This is a genomic window from Pseudomonas baltica (genome assembly GCF_014235765.1).
Lineage (GTDB): Bacteria > Pseudomonadota > Gammaproteobacteria > Pseudomonadales > Pseudomonadaceae > Aquipseudomonas > Aquipseudomonas baltica.
On record NZ_JACMYH010000003.1, the window covers coordinates 1 to 14,994 of the forward strand.

At 60.7% G+C, this 14,994-nt stretch carries 14 protein-coding genes; 12 read left to right on the forward strand and 2 right to left on the reverse strand.

Going from position 1 to position 14,994, the window contains the following annotated elements; all coding sequences use genetic code 11:
* Window positions 1-152: 152 nt before the first annotated feature.
* Together H7993_RS12375 and H7993_RS12380 are read right to left on the reverse strand one after the other, a co-directional pair.
* Window positions 153-1,373, reverse strand: a complete 1,221-nt coding sequence (locus H7993_RS12375; protein WP_185794570.1) for a CaiB/BaiF CoA transferase family protein — start codon at window positions 1,371-1,373, stop codon at window positions 153-155.
* Between the two features lie 12 nt (window positions 1,374-1,385).
* Window positions 1,386-2,558, reverse strand: a complete 1,173-nt coding sequence (locus H7993_RS12380) for an acyl-CoA dehydrogenase (protein ID WP_185794571.1) — start codon at window positions 2,556-2,558, stop codon at window positions 1,386-1,388.
* Window positions 2,559-2,707: 149 nt separating this feature from the next.
* Between H7993_RS12380 and H7993_RS12385 the strand changes: the two genes are divergently transcribed.
* The 12 genes from H7993_RS12385 (at window position 2,708) to H7993_RS12440 (ending at window position 14,938) form a co-directional block, all read left to right on the forward strand.
* The gene (locus H7993_RS12385) at window positions 2,708-3,640 is read left to right on the forward strand and encodes a LysR family transcriptional regulator (protein ID WP_185794572.1); all 933 of its coding nucleotides are present in this window, start codon (window positions 2,708-2,710) and stop codon (window positions 3,638-3,640) included.
* A 394-nt stretch (window positions 3,641-4,034) separates the two neighbouring features.
* The gene (locus H7993_RS12390; RefSeq protein ID WP_122480118.1) at window positions 4,035-5,156 is read left to right on the forward strand and encodes a Re/Si-specific NAD(P)(+) transhydrogenase subunit alpha; all 1,122 of its coding nucleotides are present in this window, start codon (window positions 4,035-4,037) and stop codon (window positions 5,154-5,156) included.
* An 11-nt stretch (window positions 5,157-5,167) separates the two neighbouring features.
* Window positions 5,168-5,494, forward strand: coding sequence for an NAD(P) transhydrogenase subunit alpha part 2 (locus tag H7993_RS12395; RefSeq protein WP_043191874.1), 327 nt, complete (start codon window positions 5,168-5,170; stop codon window positions 5,492-5,494).
* Window positions 5,491-6,924: an NAD(P)(+) transhydrogenase (Re/Si-specific) subunit beta gene (locus tag H7993_RS12400; protein WP_122714882.1), complete on the forward strand. Its 1,434-nt coding sequence runs from the start codon at window positions 5,491-5,493 to the stop codon at window positions 6,922-6,924. Before H7993_RS12395 ends, H7993_RS12400 begins: the two co-directional genes overlap by 4 nt.
* Window positions 6,925-7,421: 497 nt before the next feature.
* A complete protein-coding gene (locus tag H7993_RS12405; protein WP_122714881.1) occupies window positions 7,422-7,634 on the forward strand; it encodes a DUF1127 domain-containing protein in 213 nt (70 codons plus the stop codon).
* A gap of 253 nt (window positions 7,635-7,887) precedes the next feature.
* Window positions 7,888-8,205 carry a DUF2388 domain-containing protein gene (locus tag H7993_RS12410; RefSeq protein WP_185794573.1) on the forward strand — a complete coding sequence of 106 codons (318 nt, stop codon included), beginning with the start codon at window positions 7,888-7,890 and terminating at the stop codon, window positions 8,203-8,205.
* A 127-nt stretch (window positions 8,206-8,332) separates the two neighbouring features.
* Complete coding sequence (locus H7993_RS12415) at window positions 8,333-8,620, forward strand: DUF2388 domain-containing protein (RefSeq protein ID WP_185794574.1); 288 nt, start codon at window positions 8,333-8,335, stop codon at window positions 8,618-8,620.
* A gap of 25 nt (window positions 8,621-8,645) precedes the next feature.
* Window positions 8,646-8,966 carry a DUF2388 domain-containing protein gene (locus tag H7993_RS12420; protein ID WP_122480114.1) on the forward strand — a complete coding sequence of 107 codons (321 nt, stop codon included), beginning with the start codon at window positions 8,646-8,648 and terminating at the stop codon, window positions 8,964-8,966.
* Entirely contained in the window at window positions 8,963-10,924 is a 1,962-nt protein-coding gene (locus tag H7993_RS12425; RefSeq protein ID WP_342345045.1) for a DUF7844 domain-containing protein, read from the forward strand. The genes H7993_RS12420 and H7993_RS12425 overlap by 4 nt, the downstream gene beginning before the upstream one ends.
* A 302-nt stretch (window positions 10,925-11,226) precedes the next feature.
* Window positions 11,227-12,534: a CitMHS family transporter gene (locus H7993_RS12430; RefSeq protein ID WP_122480113.1), complete on the forward strand. Its 1,308-nt coding sequence runs from the start codon at window positions 11,227-11,229 to the stop codon at window positions 12,532-12,534.
* Window positions 12,535-12,641: 107 nt separating this feature from the next.
* Window positions 12,642-13,385, forward strand: coding sequence for a TerC family protein (locus H7993_RS12435; protein WP_122480112.1), 744 nt, complete (start codon window positions 12,642-12,644; stop codon window positions 13,383-13,385).
* A 119-nt stretch (window positions 13,386-13,504) separates the two neighbouring features.
* The gene (locus H7993_RS12440) at window positions 13,505-14,938 is read left to right on the forward strand and encodes a M16 family metallopeptidase (protein ID WP_185794575.1); all 1,434 of its coding nucleotides are present in this window, start codon (window positions 13,505-13,507) and stop codon (window positions 14,936-14,938) included.
* Window positions 14,939-14,994: the final 56 nt, after the last annotated feature.

The following is a 14,994-nucleotide window of genomic DNA, read 5'->3' on the forward strand; positions in this document are numbered from 1 at the left end:
GAACGGCCAACTCATTGATTAACAAGGAGTTTATCGTTTCGGCAGCGCCGGAAGTGGGGCGAATTATAGACACTACAGAGCTGCCGTCAACCCCCAATTCGAAAAACCGTCATAACCCTGCTTTCAAGCGTTCTTCTCTATAGGAAGAACGACTACACCACACCTGCAGCGTGAAGCTGGTCATAGGTAAGGGCGTCCATGTCCAGCAGCTGTTGCAGTACTTCCTTGGTGTGTTCGCCCAGCAGAGGCGGCGCATGTCGGTACTCTACAGGGCTGGCACTGAGCCGCAGGGGACTGGCAACCGTAGGCACGGTGCCAGCCAGCGGATGCTGCATATGGATCGCAAGCTCCCTGGCCACTACCTGAGGGTCGGCGAATACCTGGGACAGGTCGTTTATAGGCCCACAGGGCACACCGGCCACTTCGAGCTCGGCCACCCACTGCTCGGTGGTCTTGAACACCGTTGCCTGCCGGATGAGGGGGATCAGCTGCTTGCGGTTGGCAACTCTCTGCTGATTGGACGCGAATCGGGGATCGCTTGCCCATTCCGGATGACCCGCCACCCCCGCGAACTTGGCGAATTGGCTATCGTTGCCTACGGTCAGGATGAAGTCGCCATCGGCCGTGGGGAAATCCTGGTAAGGCACGATGTTCGGATGGGCATTGCCCAGACGCTCAGGCGCCACGCCTGTCGTAAGGTAGTTCATGGCCTGGTTGGCCAGGCAGGCCACCTGCACATCCAGCAGCGCCATGTCGATCTGTTGTCCACCGCCGCCCTTGTCGCGATGCGCCAGCGCGGCCAGCATGGCAACAGTTGAGTACAGGCCGGTAAGAATATCGGTCAGGGCCACGCCCACCTTGGCGGGCCCGGCCCCAGGTTCACCGTCCGCCTTGCCGGTGAGGCTCATCAAGCCACCCATGCCTTGAACCATGAAGTCATAACCGGGGCGCGCGGCATAGGGGCCGGTCTGGCCAAAACCGGTGATGGAGCAGTAGATCAGTTGCGGGTTCACAGCGCTGAGTGATGCGTAGTCCAGGCCGTAGGCGGCGAGTCCGCCTACTTTGAAGTTTTCGATCAGAATGTCGGAACCTGCAGCAAGGTCACGTACCAATTTCTGACCTTCGGGTCGGGTGAAGTCGATGGTGACCGAGCGCTTGTTGCGGTTGGCCGCCAGGTAATAGGCGGCTTCACCCGTGCTGTTGCCAGCGTGGTCAGCGAGGAACGGTGGCCCCCAGGCTCGGGTGTCATCACCCCGGCCTGGGCGCTCGACCTTGATGACCTCGGCGCCGAGGTCGGCCAGGATTTGCCCGGCCCATGGCCCGGCGAGTACCCGCGACAGGTCGAGCACACGAAGATGCGAAAGGGCGCCCATGACGACCTCCTATCAATAGAAGGCTTGCAGGCCGGTTTGCGCCCGCCCCAGGATCAGGGCATGTACGTCGTGAGTACCCTCGTAGGTATTGACCACTTCCAGATTGACCAGATGACGGGCGACGCCGAATTCATCGGATATACCGTTGCCGCCCAGCATATCCCTGGCCATGCGCGCGATATCCAGGGATTTGCCACAGGAGTTGCGCTTCATGATCGAGGTGATCTCCACCGCCGCCGTGCCTTCGTCCTTCATGCGGCCCAAACGCAGGCAGCCTTGCAGGGCCAGAGTGATTTCGGTCTGCATGTCAGCCAGCTTTTTCTGGATGAGTTGGTTGGCTGCCAGTGGCCGACCGAATTGCTGGCGATCCAGGGTGTACTGCCTGGCGGTGTGCCAGCAGAACTCTGCAGCACCGAGCGCCCCCCACGAGATGCCATAGCGTGCCGAATTGAGGCACGTGAAGGGCCCCTTGAGACCACGTACATCGGGAAACATGTTTTCTTCCGGCACGAATACGTTGTCCATGACGATCTCGCCGGTGATGGACGCGCGCAGGCCGACCTTGCCGTGGATCGCAGGTGCACTGAGCCCGGCCCAGGCTTTTTCCAGAATGAAGCCGCGGATGTCTCCCGCATCGTCCTTGGCCCACACCACGAATACGTCGGCAATCGGACTGTTGGTGATCCACATCTTGCTACCGCTCATGCGGTAGCCGCCTTCGACCTTGCGCGCTCGCGTGACCATCGCCCCTGGATCCGAGCCATGGTCGGGCTCGGTCAGGCCGAAGCAGCCGATCCACTCACCGCTGGCCAATTTGGGAAGGTATTTCTGCTTTTGCGCCTGGGTACCGAATTCATTGATCGGCACCATGACCAACGACGACTGCACGCTCATCATCGAGCGATAGCCAGAGTCCACCCGCTCGACCTCACGGGCAATAAGGCCGTAGCACACATAGTTCAGGCCACTGCCGCCGAACTCTTCGGGGATGGTCGCACCGAGCAGACCCATCTCGCCCATCTCGCGAAAGATGGCAGGGTCGGTGGTTTCGTGGCGAAAGGCCTCCAGCACTCGCGGCATCAGCTTGCCTTGAGCGTATTGCTCGGCAGAGTCGCGCACCATGCGCTCTTCCTGCGTGAGTTGTTGGTCCAGCAGCAGTGGGTCGATCCAGTTGAAGCTTGCCATGTGCGCGTCCTCGGAAAAGCTGTATAGCCCGAGGGTAGGTGCTGATGCGTTGGTGAGCAAAGGAGGATTACGCATGAGCTTGTGATAATTTCTCACTTCAGGAACCTGCGACAGGCAACATGGCCGGCAGTGATGTGAGGAACAGTTACATGCGTAGACGAATTCCCAGTACGGCGGCTCTGATCTGTTTCGAAGCGGCGGCACGCCATGAGAGCTTTACCAAGGCGTCCCTGGAACTGTTCCTGACTCAGGGCGCGGTGTGTCGACAGATTGCCAACCTCGAGGAATTTCTCGACGTGCGCCTGTTCCGGCGTTCGAAGCGTGGCGTGAAGCTAACCGAGGCTGGGCTGTCCTACAGCCGCCGGGTGGCCGCGCAGCTCGATGCTGTCGAGCGCGAGACACTGGCGGTGATGGGGCAGCAAGGTGCCAGCACCTTGGAGTTGGCGGTGGTGCCGACCTTCGGTACGCAGTGGCTGTTGCCACGACTGAAGGACTTCCAGCGGCATCATCCGCAGATCACGGTCAACCTGACCAACCGAACTCGACCCTTTCTGTTCGCCGATACCGACTTCGATGCGGCGATCTACTTCGGTGATGGTGATTGGTCGGGGACGCAGACCAGCAGGCTGATGGAAGAGCATCCTGTCCCGGTATGCGGCCCGGCGCTGCTGCAGGGGCAACCAGCGCTGGCGCCAACACGCATTGCCGAGCTTGCGCTGTTGCAGCAAAGCACACGCCCCTATGCATGGCGGCAATGGTTTGCCAGCCTTGAGCTGAACGTGTCCCGCGACCTCAGTGGGCCGCGCTATGAACTATTCTCCATGCTGGCCCAGGCGGCGGTACATGAGATGGGGCTGGCGCTCATTCCTCCGTTCCTGATCCAGCGCGAGTTGCGCGAGGGCAGCCTGGTCATTGCCAACGCCTACGAATTGCGCAGTAGCAAGGCCTACTACCTTGCCGTGCCAGAAAGGCATCGCGAGCTGGCGGCGCTGCGGACCTTTCGCGACTGGTTGATGCAGCAGGCAGAGGATTATCGCCAACCCCTGCCACATGGACTGGAAATCGGTAGTGGCAAACGGTAGCAACCTACAGATGTACGTTTCTGGCGCGTTATTGAAAGCTTTGATAAACCGCCGTATTTCCGCTACAGCCGTTGAACTGCCTGCATATGGCAGGTTTTTGACACGCTATCGCCTGCAATCGATAAATATTTCGCAAAATATTTCGAGAAGCCCAGCCTCGCCTGCAACGCCCGTACTAGAAGGGCGGAAGCAGGAATGCTGTGACATTCGGTCACAGCGTGACTTGTAGTGCCCAGAGTGTATCGCTCCATAACCTGTTGAAGCCGCTCGTCGGGGCCTGCAAAATGCCGCGGCCCGCCGCTCTCAGGCGGTATCGCGCTGATGGCGCTCTGGCACGATGACCATGGCCAGGGCTTGGGTACGACCAGGAAAAAGATCCAGCAGGAGATATAACGTGCACATTGGTGTTCCTCTCGAAACGCAGCAGGGCGAAACACGTGTAGCCGCTACCCCGGAGACCATCAAGAAGCTGGTCGCTCAAGGCCATGCGGTGACGGTCGAACGTGGTGCGGGGGTTCTCGCCAGCGTGACCGACGATGCCTACCAGGCCGCTGGCGCGACCATTGGCAGTGCTGCCCAGGCATTTGCCACGCAACTGGTGCTCAAGGTCAATGCGCCCAGTGACGCAGAGCTGCAGCAGATGGCTGCCGGTACGGTGCTGCTGGGCATGCTCAACCCGTTCAACAACGAAGTGATCGCCAAGATGGCCGCGCGAGGCATCAGCGCCTTTGCTCTCGAGGCGGCCCCGCGCACTTCACGCGCACAGAGCCTGGACGTACTGTCTTCGCAAGCCAACATTGCCGGGTACAAGTCGGTGTTGCTGGCCGCGCACCACTATCCGCGCTTCATGCCGATGCTGATGACTGCCGCCGGTACCGTCAAAGCTGCTCGCGTGCTGATTCTGGGCGCTGGCGTGGCGGGCTTGCAGGCCATCGCCACCGCCAAGCGCCTGGGCGCGGTGATCGAGGCCTCCGACGTGCGCCCGGCAGTCAAGGAGCAGATCGAATCGCTGGGCGCGAAGTTTCTCGATGTGCCGTACGAAACCGACGAAGAACGTGAATGTGCCGTCGGTACCGGCGGCTATGCCCGCCCCATGCCCGCCAGCTGGATGCAGCGTCAGGCGCAAGCGGTTCACGAGCGCGCCAAGCAGGCTGACATCGTCATCACTACCGCGCTGATTCCCGGGCGCAAAGCGCCCACGCTGCTTGGCGCCGAGACGGTGGCGCAGATGAAGCCAGGCTCGGTGGTCATCGACCTGGCGGCGCTGCAGGGCGGCAACTGCCCGCTGACCGTGGCCGATCAGATCGTGGTGCACAACGGCGTGACCATCGTGGGCCCGACCAACCTTCCGGCGCAGGTGGGTGCCGATGCGTCGGCCTTGTATGCACGCAACCTGCTGGACTTCATGAAGCTGCTGTTCGACAAGGACGGGCAGTTCACCATCAACCTGGAAGACGACATCGTCGCCGCATGCTTGATGTGCCGCGATGGCCAGATCGTGCGCAAGAACGGCTGAGGACAATAACAATGGAAGACATGCTGATTTCCCACGGTATCTACAACCTGATCATTTTCGTGCTGGCCATCTATGTTGGCTACCACGTGGTCTGGAACGTGACACCCGCGCTGCATACTCCGCTGATGGCCGTGACCAATGCCATTTCGGCCATCGTCATCGTCGGCGCCATGCTCGCCGCAGCGCTCACCGTGACGCCACTGGGCAAGACCATGGGTACGCTGGCCGTTGCGCTGGCCGCGGTGAACGTATTCGGGGGGTTCCTGGTAACCCGGCGGATGCTGGAGATGTTCAAGAAGAAAGCACCGAAAGTGAAGGATGAGGCATCCAAACAATGAGCATGAACCTGGTTACGCTTCTTTATCTGGTGGCATCGGTCTGCTTCATCCAGGCGCTCAAAGGCTTGTCCCATCCGACCACATCTCGGCGCGGCAATCTGTTCGGCATGCTCGGCATGACACTGGCGGTGCTCACCACCGTTGGCCTGATCTACAAGCTGGGCGCAGAACTGGCCACCGCCGGGATCGGCTACGTGCTGGTCGGCCTGCTGGTTGGCGGTACTGCCGGGTCGATCATGGCCAAGCGCGTGGAAATGACCAAGATGCCGGAACTGGTGGCGTTCATGCACAGCATGATCGGGCTGGCAGCGGTGTTCATTGCCATTGCCGCCGTGGTCGAGCCGCAATCCCTGGGCATCGTCGCGCAGCTGGGCGATCCGATCCCGACCGGCAATCGCCTGGAGCTGTTCCTCGGCGCGGCAATCGGCGCCATCACTTTTTCCGGTTCGGTGATCGCCTTCGGCAAGCTGTCCGGAAAATACAAGTTCCGCCTGTTCCAGGGTGCACCCGTGCAGTTCTCCGGGCAGCACAAGCTGAACCTGCTGATGGGTCTGGGCACCTTGCTGTGTGGCTTGATCTTCATGTTCACAGGCAGCTATGCCGCTTTCGGCCTGATGCTGGCACTGGCGTTCGTGCTGGGCGTGCTGTTGATCATCCCGATCGGCGGCGCGGACATGCCGGTGGTGGTGTCGATGCTCAACAGCTATTCGGGCTGGGCGGCAGCCGGCATCGGCTTTTCGCTGAACAACTCGATGCTGATCATCGCCGGCTCGCTGGTGGGCTCCAGCGGCGCAATTCTCTCCTACATCATGTGCAAGGCCATGAACCGTTCGTTCTTCAATGTCATCGGCGGAGGCTTCGGTGCCGTTGCAGACGCAGGCCCGGCTGGCGCCAAGGAAGCGCGGCCGGTGAGATCGGGCTCGGCGGATGACGCCACGTTCCTGCTGACCAACGCCGACACCGTGATCATCGTGCCGGGTTACGGCCTGGCAGTGGCCCGCGCGCAACATGCGCTGAAAGAGCTGACGGAAAAACTGACCCACGCGGGAGTGACCGTCAAATATGCGATCCACCCGGTGGCTGGGCGCATGCCGGGGCACATGAACGTGCTGCTGGCCGAGGCCGAGGTGCCTTACGACCAGGTTTTCGAGATGGACGACATCAACTCCGAATTCGGTCAGGCCGACGTCGTACTGGTGCTGGGTGCCAATGACGTGGTCAATCCTGCCGCCAAGAACGATCCGAAGTCGCCCATCGCCGGCATGCCGATCCTGGAGGCGTTCAAGGCCAAGACCATCATCGTCAACAAGCGCTCGATGGCCAGTGGCTACGCGGGACTGGACAATGAGTTGTTCTACCTGGACAAGACCATGATGGTGTTCGGTGATGCGAAGAAGGTCATCGAAGACATGGTAAAGGCCGTGGAATAGCATTCCGAGCCCACGCACCTGATGGGCTGCCGTACTGAAAAACCCCGCCCCATGGCGGGGTTTTTCATTAGGGAGGGAGAACAGCTGGCAGAGCTGAACGAGCGCTGCGGACCCGTAGGCGCTCGGCACTGCAATGGCGCACCGATCTAGGTTAAATCAGCACCGGGTTGCACACCCACGCATACAGTTGCAGGCTGCAGCGACTGAGCTTTTGTGCAACGTGATCAGAGATCGCAGCGAATAAATTTAACTGTACTACTGTACTGGTAAAGAAGTGAGAATCGAGGTACCCCAGAGCACTGGATTGGCGATAAATGCATTAAATTGGTGCAGACCCATACAGTTGCCTCATTCGAGAGCGAGACAGTTGGGTTTCACAGCTAACTGACTGCACACAATACAGGTGAACTGTGCCTACTGTAATGGACGGCGAGCGTGGAAAATGGGTACCAGATAAACCACTACTCAGCCCCGCCACAAGCGGAAGGATGTACATCATGGAACGTACCCTCAGTTCCGACCTGTTCCAGGCCAACACCCAAACTGCGCAAACTTCGGCTCCTCTGCGCTTCTTCGCCAACCTGATGCTCTGGCAGCGCCGTATCGCCAGCCGTCATCAACTGGCTCGTCTGGATGCTCGTCTGCTGGCCGATGCCGGTATCAGCGAAGCCCAGCGCTGCGAAGAGTTGAGCAAGCCGTTCTGGCGTTGATGCAACGCCCCGCTGGTAACAGAGCCTGAAGGCCGAACCAGCACCGAATTTAAGAAACCCGTCGCGGTCCACGCTGACGGGTTTTTTTTCGCCTGCGTGAAACAGGACAAGTACAGTTTTTGGTTATTAATTTATAACCATAACAGTTGAGTCATTGCGCTGCCGGTGTGGTCGGAGTGCTGGCGCCCGAGGCTTCCAGGCGCTCTAATAAGCTTTATTGCGCTCAAACCTCGTTCAGACCTGGAGATTCATCATGACCCGTAATTATTTGCTCAGTGCCGCCGTACTGTTGGCTCTGGCCAGTGGCGCACAGGCTTCAAGCTTCGTTGTCACCACCGATGCGCTGGTGCGTGGGGTCAACGCGTCGACCAACGCCACGTCCGACCTGTCTTCCTCGCTGCGTGACGACAAGATCGTCCGTGAAGCGCGCGATGACGCTGCAAGCTTCGTGGCCAGCCAAGGCGACATCCGCGGCGTGAAGCTGGAAAGTGCCTTTGCCCATATCCGCAAGGTTGCACCTCAGATGCAAGCCAGCGACACCCAACTGGCCCAGGCAATCCTTGCCATCTGATACGTTGCAGCGCGTGCTGCTCTAGATGAAAGAACCGGCAGGCTACCGGCTGCCGGACATCGAAGGTGGCTCTCGCGCAGGCGTTGGGCTAGCCTTGCCGTCCCAATTGCTCGACACCTGAAGCCCGATGCGTTATTTACCATTCTTGCTTGCCCTCTGGGCGTCGTCGGCTGCGGCCTTCGATGTGAGCCTGCAGTCATCGGTAATCACCTTGTATGTGACCAGCCAAGTCACCACGGCACCGTTCGATCGCAAGTTGATTCTGTCTGCCCGGGACGATGCCGCCTGCTTCGTCGCCAGCGGCGGCCAATGCCGCGGCGCACGGCTCGAAGCGGCCATGGCCGTCATTCGCCAGGCGCACCCTCGAATGGCTGCCGGCGACCTTGAACTGGCGCAGGCGATACTCGTCCAATAAACACCTCGTATTACGGAGAAGCTCCATGCGTACCCCGCTGATTGCCGCTACCCTCGGCCTGTTCCTGCTGGCCGATGTGGCCCAGGCCCAAACTGTCGTGGCCACCAGTAATATCATCGTCCGTGCATTTGGCCGGTCGATCGATTTCACTTCCGACACCACGACCTCGATCCGCGACGCCAAGGTGGTCCTGGAAGCGCGGGACGACGCGGCCAGCTATGTGGCCAGCCAGGGCAACATCCGTGGCGCGCAGCTGGAGGCCGCCTTCAATGCGCTGCGTGAGCGCGTTCCACAGGCGCGCACCGCCAGTGACCAGGACCTTGCCGAAGCCATTCTCGCACTGTGAGGCGATTGGCCCGCTGGCTGCTGACAGCAGGCCTTCTGCTGACGGCTGCGCAGGCTTCTGCCAGCCTGCAGCTGGTGCTTGACCGCAGCGGGCTGGATGCCCGGCAGGCCGATGCCAGCCAGGCGCTGCTCGACGATGCGATGGCCGCATTGCCACCACAGTTCGTCGCGCAGCTTGACCGGCGTATCGACGTCAGCTGGTCATCGCGCATGCCCGACAATGCCTATGGCCAAGCGTCTCTGGTATCCAGCCTGGAATTGAACCTCAATCAATTGCAGGGGCTGGCCGACGGCTCTTCCGCTCAGCGGCAGACCAACCGTCCTCATGGCACAGTGCGCGAAGAGCTGTTGGCCACCGTGCTGCACGAACTCACGCATATCTATGATCGGGCGCGCCTGTGGACACCTGCGGACCGTGCACTGATCAACCGCTGCAACCGTCAGAATGCCAGCCTTGGCAAGATTGGCTTGCCCGATGAGTGCCGTGGCCAGGGTATGCGGCGCTTTACCCTGAGCGACGACCCGCGCCTGCTGGACCTGGCCGGTTGGCAGCAATACGTCGGACGCCGGGGCGAGCGCGAAGAGCAGAACCGTCAGATCGTACGTAGTCCCGACATCTACGAAGTCAGCAGTCCGAAGGAATTCGTCGCGGTCAACATGGAGTACTTTCTCCTCGACCCGGCTTATGCCTGCCGTCGGCCGGCATTGTTCGAGTACTTCAAGGCGCGTTTCAACTGGGCGCCGGCGCGCCAGCAAAGCTGCGCCGAAGGCCTGCCTTACCTGAATGCCGGCAGCGACTTCGGCAAGACGCCCTTGGGCAAGATCGATCCGCAACGTGTCTATGCGGTGGACTACCTGCTTGCCGAAGCCAATCAGAACCTCGCCAGCCGTTGGGGGCACAGCATGCTGCGCCTGGTCATCTGCGCCCCGGGACGCCCGCGGGGACCAGACTGCCGACTGGATCTGGAGCAGCACCTGGTGCTGTCGTACCGGGCATTCGTCAATGACGTGCAGCTGTCCACGTGGGGCGGTCTGATGGGGCAATACCCGTCGCGACTGTTCGTGTTGCCGCTGTCCCAGGTGATCGACGAGTACACCAAGACGGAGTTGCGCAGCCTGGCGTCGGTGCCGCTCAAGCTGGACCGCGCCGAAATCGAGTCGCTGGTGCGGCATGCCGCGGAAATGCATTGGAGCTACGACGGCAGCTATTACTTCCTGTCCAACAATTGTGCAGTGGAGAACCTCAAGCTGCTGCGTAGCGGTACCCATGATCCGAGGCTCCAGGGCATCGACAGTATCTTGCCCAACGGTTTGCTCGAGGTGCTGGAAGGGCGCGGGCTGGCCGATGGCAGTGTGCTCGATGATCCGCGTGAAGCATTGCGGCTGGGGTATCGGTTCGATTCCTATCGCGATCGTTACCAGGCCATGTTCGAGGTGCTGCGCAAGCATCTGCCCATCCCGCAGCAGACCGTCGAGGATTGGTTGGCGCAGACCGCTCAGCAGCGACGGCCCTGGTTTGCCCAGGCTGACCTGCGCACCAGTGCTGCGCTGTTGCTGCTGGAGCAGGCCAGTTACCGGCGCCAGTTGCTGTTGGCGCAGGATGAGGTCAAGCAACGCTATCTGGGTGCCCGCGAGTTGGGGGATGGCAGCGTGGCCAATGCCAACCAGATGTTGCAGGAAATATTGGCCAATAGCGGCTTTCTCAGCCGCCCGGCGGAGCTGCTCGACAACGGTGGCTACGGGTTGCCGCAGACGGCGGAGTGGCAGCGGCTGGAATCGGAAAGCAGTCAGCGCCAGCAACGGTTGCAGCGCCTGAGTACCGACTTGGACAAGGAGGTGAGGGCGCTGCTGACCCCTGAGCGGGCTGCGGAGATTGCGGCCAGTGAAGCGAATCTGAAGCAGGTGGGGGAACACCTGCGCGAGTTGCACAAGGCGGCGGGTGGGTTGGTATTGCCTTGAGATCGAGGGGGCGCCATTCGCGGGCAGAGCACGCTCCCACAAGGACAATTGTATCGTTTTGAATGGCGAAAGGTTGTTGAAAGCTTGCCGACATAGGATCGACTCACCCCCGGCGTAAGACCGGCCGGCCAGATGGCAGCACTCAGGTGCGCTTTCGGCCTCTTGAACAACAACAATGGTGAAACCGATGTCCTTGATGATCCCTACCCGCAGTACCTCCCTTCCCATACTCCCGGCTCTTGCCATTCCTCGCTGAACCTCTCGTTCTTCGTCTTTAGCCGCGCTGTGCCTGGAGTATTCCCATGCTGACATTCCTTGGCTTTGCCATGGTCATCACGTTCATGTTCCTGATCATGACCAAGCGCCTTTCTGCGCTGATCGCCTTGATCATCGTGCCTATCCTGTTCGCTCTGTTCGGTGGTTTCGCACCGGAAATCGGCCCGATGATGCTTGCGGGCATCACCAAGCTTGCGCCGACCGGCGTGATGCTGATGTTCGCCATCCTGTATTTCGCCCTGATGATCGATTCGGGGTTGTTCGACCCGGCAGTGCGCAAGATCCTCAAGCTGGTCAAGGGCGATCCGCTGAAAGTGTCGGTAGGCACGGCCGTACTGGCGTTGATCGTTTCGCTGGACGGTGACGGCGCGACCACCTACATGATCTGCGTTGCCGCCATGCTGCCGCTGTACCAGCGCATCGGCATGAGCCCAAGGATCATGGCCGGTTTGATCATTCTGGCAGGCGGGGTCATGAACATGACGCCGTGGGGGGGTCCGACCGCGCGCGCTGCCAGTGCCCTGCATGTCGACCCTTCGGACATCTTCGTGCCGATGATCCCAGCCATGGCGGTCGGTGTCGTCGCCATCCTGGTGATTGCCTACATGTACGGCAAGCGCGAGCGCGTTCGTCTGGGCGAGCTGCACCTGCCTGGTGACGAGATCGACCACAGCGAAATCAGCGTGTCGCAGTTCCCTGACGCACGCCGGCCCAAGCTGATCTGGTTCAACGGCGGCTTGACCCTGCTGCTGATGATCACCCTGATCATGGGCCTGCTGCCTCTGCCGGTGCTGTTCATGGTCGCGTTCAGTATTGCCATGATCGTCAACTACCCGTGCCTGGAAGCACAGAAGGAACGTGTCGCAGCCCACGCCGGCAGCGTTCTGGCCGTGGTCGGATTGATCTTCGCCGCCGGTATCTTCACCGGCATCCTGACCGGCACCGGCATGGTCGATGCCATGTCCAAGAGCCTGCTGGCCGTGATTCCGGATGCCATGGGCCCGTACCTGGCCGTGATCACGGCGCTGGTCAGCATGCCGTTCACCTTCTTCATGTCCAACGATGCCTTCTACTACGGCGTATTGCCGGTATTGGCCGAAGCCGCAGCACACTACGGCATCTCGCCGGTGGAAATGGCCCGTGCCTCGATCGTCGGACAACCCGTACACCTGCTCAGCCCGCTGGTACCCTCTACCTACCTGCTGGTTGCCCTGGCCGGTATCGAGTTCGGTGATCACCAGCGCTTCACCCTCAAGTGGGCAGTACTGGTTTGCCTGTGCATAATGTTCGCCGCGCTGGCAATGGGGATCTTTCCTCTGTTCAGCAGTCTATAAATTCTATTCGCGAGCCAGGCCGGACGCCGTCGCGCCGCTACCCCATGGTAGCGGCGCTTTAGCATCCGGCCTTGCGCCGCCCTGACATTCAACACGAAGGACTTCACATGGAATGGTTCACCAACCCGGAAATCTGGGTTGCTTTCTTGACCCTGACGGCACTTGAAATCGTGCTGGGCATCGACAACATCATCATGATCTCGATCCTGGTGAGCCGCATGCCCAAGCACATGCAGGCACGCACACGGATTTTCGGCCTGGCGCTGGCCATGGTCACGCGCATTCTGCTGCTGCTTTCGATCACCTGGGTCATGCGCCTGACCGCCGACCTGTTCGTAGTGTTCGGCCAGGGTATCTCCGGACGTGACCTGATTCTGTTCTTCGGTGGTCTGTTCCTGTTGTGGAAAAGCTCGCAAGAGATCTACCACGGCATGGAAGGCGAAGAAGAGGGCGGTGACGAGGTTGCAGGCAAGGGTGGCAACTTCATCTACACCATTATCCAGATCGCCATCATCGACATCGTGTTCTCGCTGGACTCGGTCATCACCGCGGTGGGCATGGTGTCCCATGTACCGGTCATGGTCGCTGCCATCGTCGTTGCGGTATTGGTGATGATGGTCGCTTCGGGCACCATCAGTCGCTTCATCGACCAGCATCCATCGCTGAAGATGCTGGCGTTGTCGTTCCTGTTGGTGGTCGGTACCGTACTGATCGCCGAAGCGTTCGACGTGCATGTACCCAAGGGCTACGTCTATTTCGCCATGGCGTTCTCGTTGGCTGTGGAAGCCGTGAACATCAAGATGCGTACTGCCATGGCCCGCAAGCGTCGCGAGTCCCAGGAAGAGTCCTGAGCCTGGAAAGCCGCGCGTTGCACTGGCAGCGTGCGGTATTGGCCAGCAATGTGCTATGAACGACTGACCGGCCAGGGGGTCTGTTCCATTGACTTGGTCGATTTCAATGGAAGGGATTCATGCACGAGCGGGTGAAAAGCGCTCCCGGCACACAGCATCGTCTGCTGTGCCTGTGGCTCCTGGCGGCGACGCTGTTGTGCGCCGGCCGTGAAGCCGTGGCGCTGGACCGCTTCCAGGTCGAAGGGTATCTGTTGCCCAACGGCCTGCAACTGCTGCTCAAACCTGGCGACGAGCGTGCCCACGTGTCGATTCGCCTGGTGGTTGGCGTTGGTTTCGACGACTTCTCCTGCACTGATCAAGAACTGCCCCACCTGCTCGAGCATCTGCTGTTCAGCGGTATCGACGAGCACGGCGAAGGCGGTCTCGAAGAACGCATGCAGGCGCTGGGCGGCGAATGGAATGCGTTCACCAGCAGTGCCGACACCACCTTCGTCATCGAAGCGCCAGCGCACAACCAGCGCAAGGTACTAGACCTGCTGCTGGCTGCCGTCACTCGGACCACCATCGACGAAAAAGCCCTGGCCAGCGCCAAGCGCATCATCGAGCACGAAGACGGCGGCCATCATTCCCACCTGCAGCGCTTGCTCGACAAGCCCGCTCGGGACAGCGATGCCAGCAGTCAGTTGGCTATCGAGTTGGGCCTCAAGTGTCCGCAACCTGCCGAAGTCGCCGACCTGACGCTGACGCAGGTGCGTGATGTCCGGCAAAACTGGTACGCACCGAACAACATGAGCCTGATCGTGGTAGGAGGCTTGGATAAGCTGCTGCCGGCCTATCTGGAGCGTACCTGGGGTGCGCTGGATGCGGTGGAACCCAGCGACCATCAAGACCTGCGTTCGGTCACCCATGCGGCCGAGCCGCAGGCTGAACTGACCCGCGGTTGGCTGGGCGAGGACGCCAAGCTTCATCTGTACTTCGTCGAACCGGTGCTTGAAACCGCGCATCCCGCTACCCTGGACCTGCTGCAGATGTATCTGGAATGGGAGCTTTACCGCGAACTGCGGCTTGCCCACGGCCTGTCGTACGGGCCCTGGGTGGCCCGCGAGTCGTACGGCGACAGCGGCCTGCTGAGCCTGAACGCCGATGTGGATCGAGCCGATATCGGTCAGACCGGCCTGGTCATGGGGCAGATGATCGCGCGTCTGCGCGACAACGGTGTGGACGCGGAGACCTTCAAGCGCCTGAAGAATCTTGCGATCGCCCGGCAAGCCTGGGCGGCGCAAGGCAACGTGGCGCTGGCCGACTACTATTGGGGAGCACTGGCCGACTATACCGACGGCCGCTTCGCCAGCCCGGCGCGGCAGTTGGCTCAGGTTACCGTCGAGGACGCCAACACTGCCTTGCGTCAGATGGTAGGGACGCAGGGGTATATCCGTGTCGAAAAACCCCTGCTCAGCTATGACGAGCTCTATCGGATCGCCTGGGCGGTGTTGATCGGCATGGCAGCATTGCTGGTGGGGCTCATCGTCTGGCGGCGCGCGAAACGACGTTGATCGCTGCCGAGGCGGTATCCTGAATACCGTTTCATTGCCTATTTTCTATGGAAGAC

Coding starts and splice junctions, on each gene's coding strand:
- H7993_RS12375 (WP_185794570.1), bottom strand. CDS start 1,373: ATGGGCGCCCTTTCGCATCTTCGTGTGCTCGACCTGTCGCGGGTACTC.
- H7993_RS12380 (WP_185794571.1), bottom strand. CDS start 2,558: ATGGCAAGCTTCAACTGGATCGACCCACTGCTGCTGGACCAACAACTC.
- H7993_RS12385 (WP_185794572.1), top strand. CDS start 2,708: ATGCGTAGACGAATTCCCAGTACGGCGGCTCTGATCTGTTTCGAAGCG.
- H7993_RS12395 (WP_043191874.1), top strand. CDS start 5,168: ATGGAAGACATGCTGATTTCCCACGGTATCTACAACCTGATCATTTTC.
- H7993_RS12400 (WP_122714882.1), top strand. CDS start 5,491: ATGAGCATGAACCTGGTTACGCTTCTTTATCTGGTGGCATCGGTCTGC.
- H7993_RS12405 (WP_122714881.1), top strand. CDS start 7,422: ATGGAACGTACCCTCAGTTCCGACCTGTTCCAGGCCAACACCCAAACT.
- H7993_RS12410 (WP_185794573.1), top strand. CDS start 7,888: ATGACCCGTAATTATTTGCTCAGTGCCGCCGTACTGTTGGCTCTGGCC.
- H7993_RS12415 (WP_185794574.1), top strand. CDS start 8,333: ATGCGTTATTTACCATTCTTGCTTGCCCTCTGGGCGTCGTCGGCTGCG.
- H7993_RS12420 (WP_122480114.1), top strand. CDS start 8,646: ATGCGTACCCCGCTGATTGCCGCTACCCTCGGCCTGTTCCTGCTGGCC.
- H7993_RS12430 (WP_122480113.1), top strand. CDS start 11,227: ATGCTGACATTCCTTGGCTTTGCCATGGTCATCACGTTCATGTTCCTG.
- H7993_RS12435 (WP_122480112.1), top strand. CDS start 12,642: ATGGAATGGTTCACCAACCCGGAAATCTGGGTTGCTTTCTTGACCCTG.
- H7993_RS12440 (WP_185794575.1), top strand. CDS start 13,505: ATGCACGAGCGGGTGAAAAGCGCTCCCGGCACACAGCATCGTCTGCTG.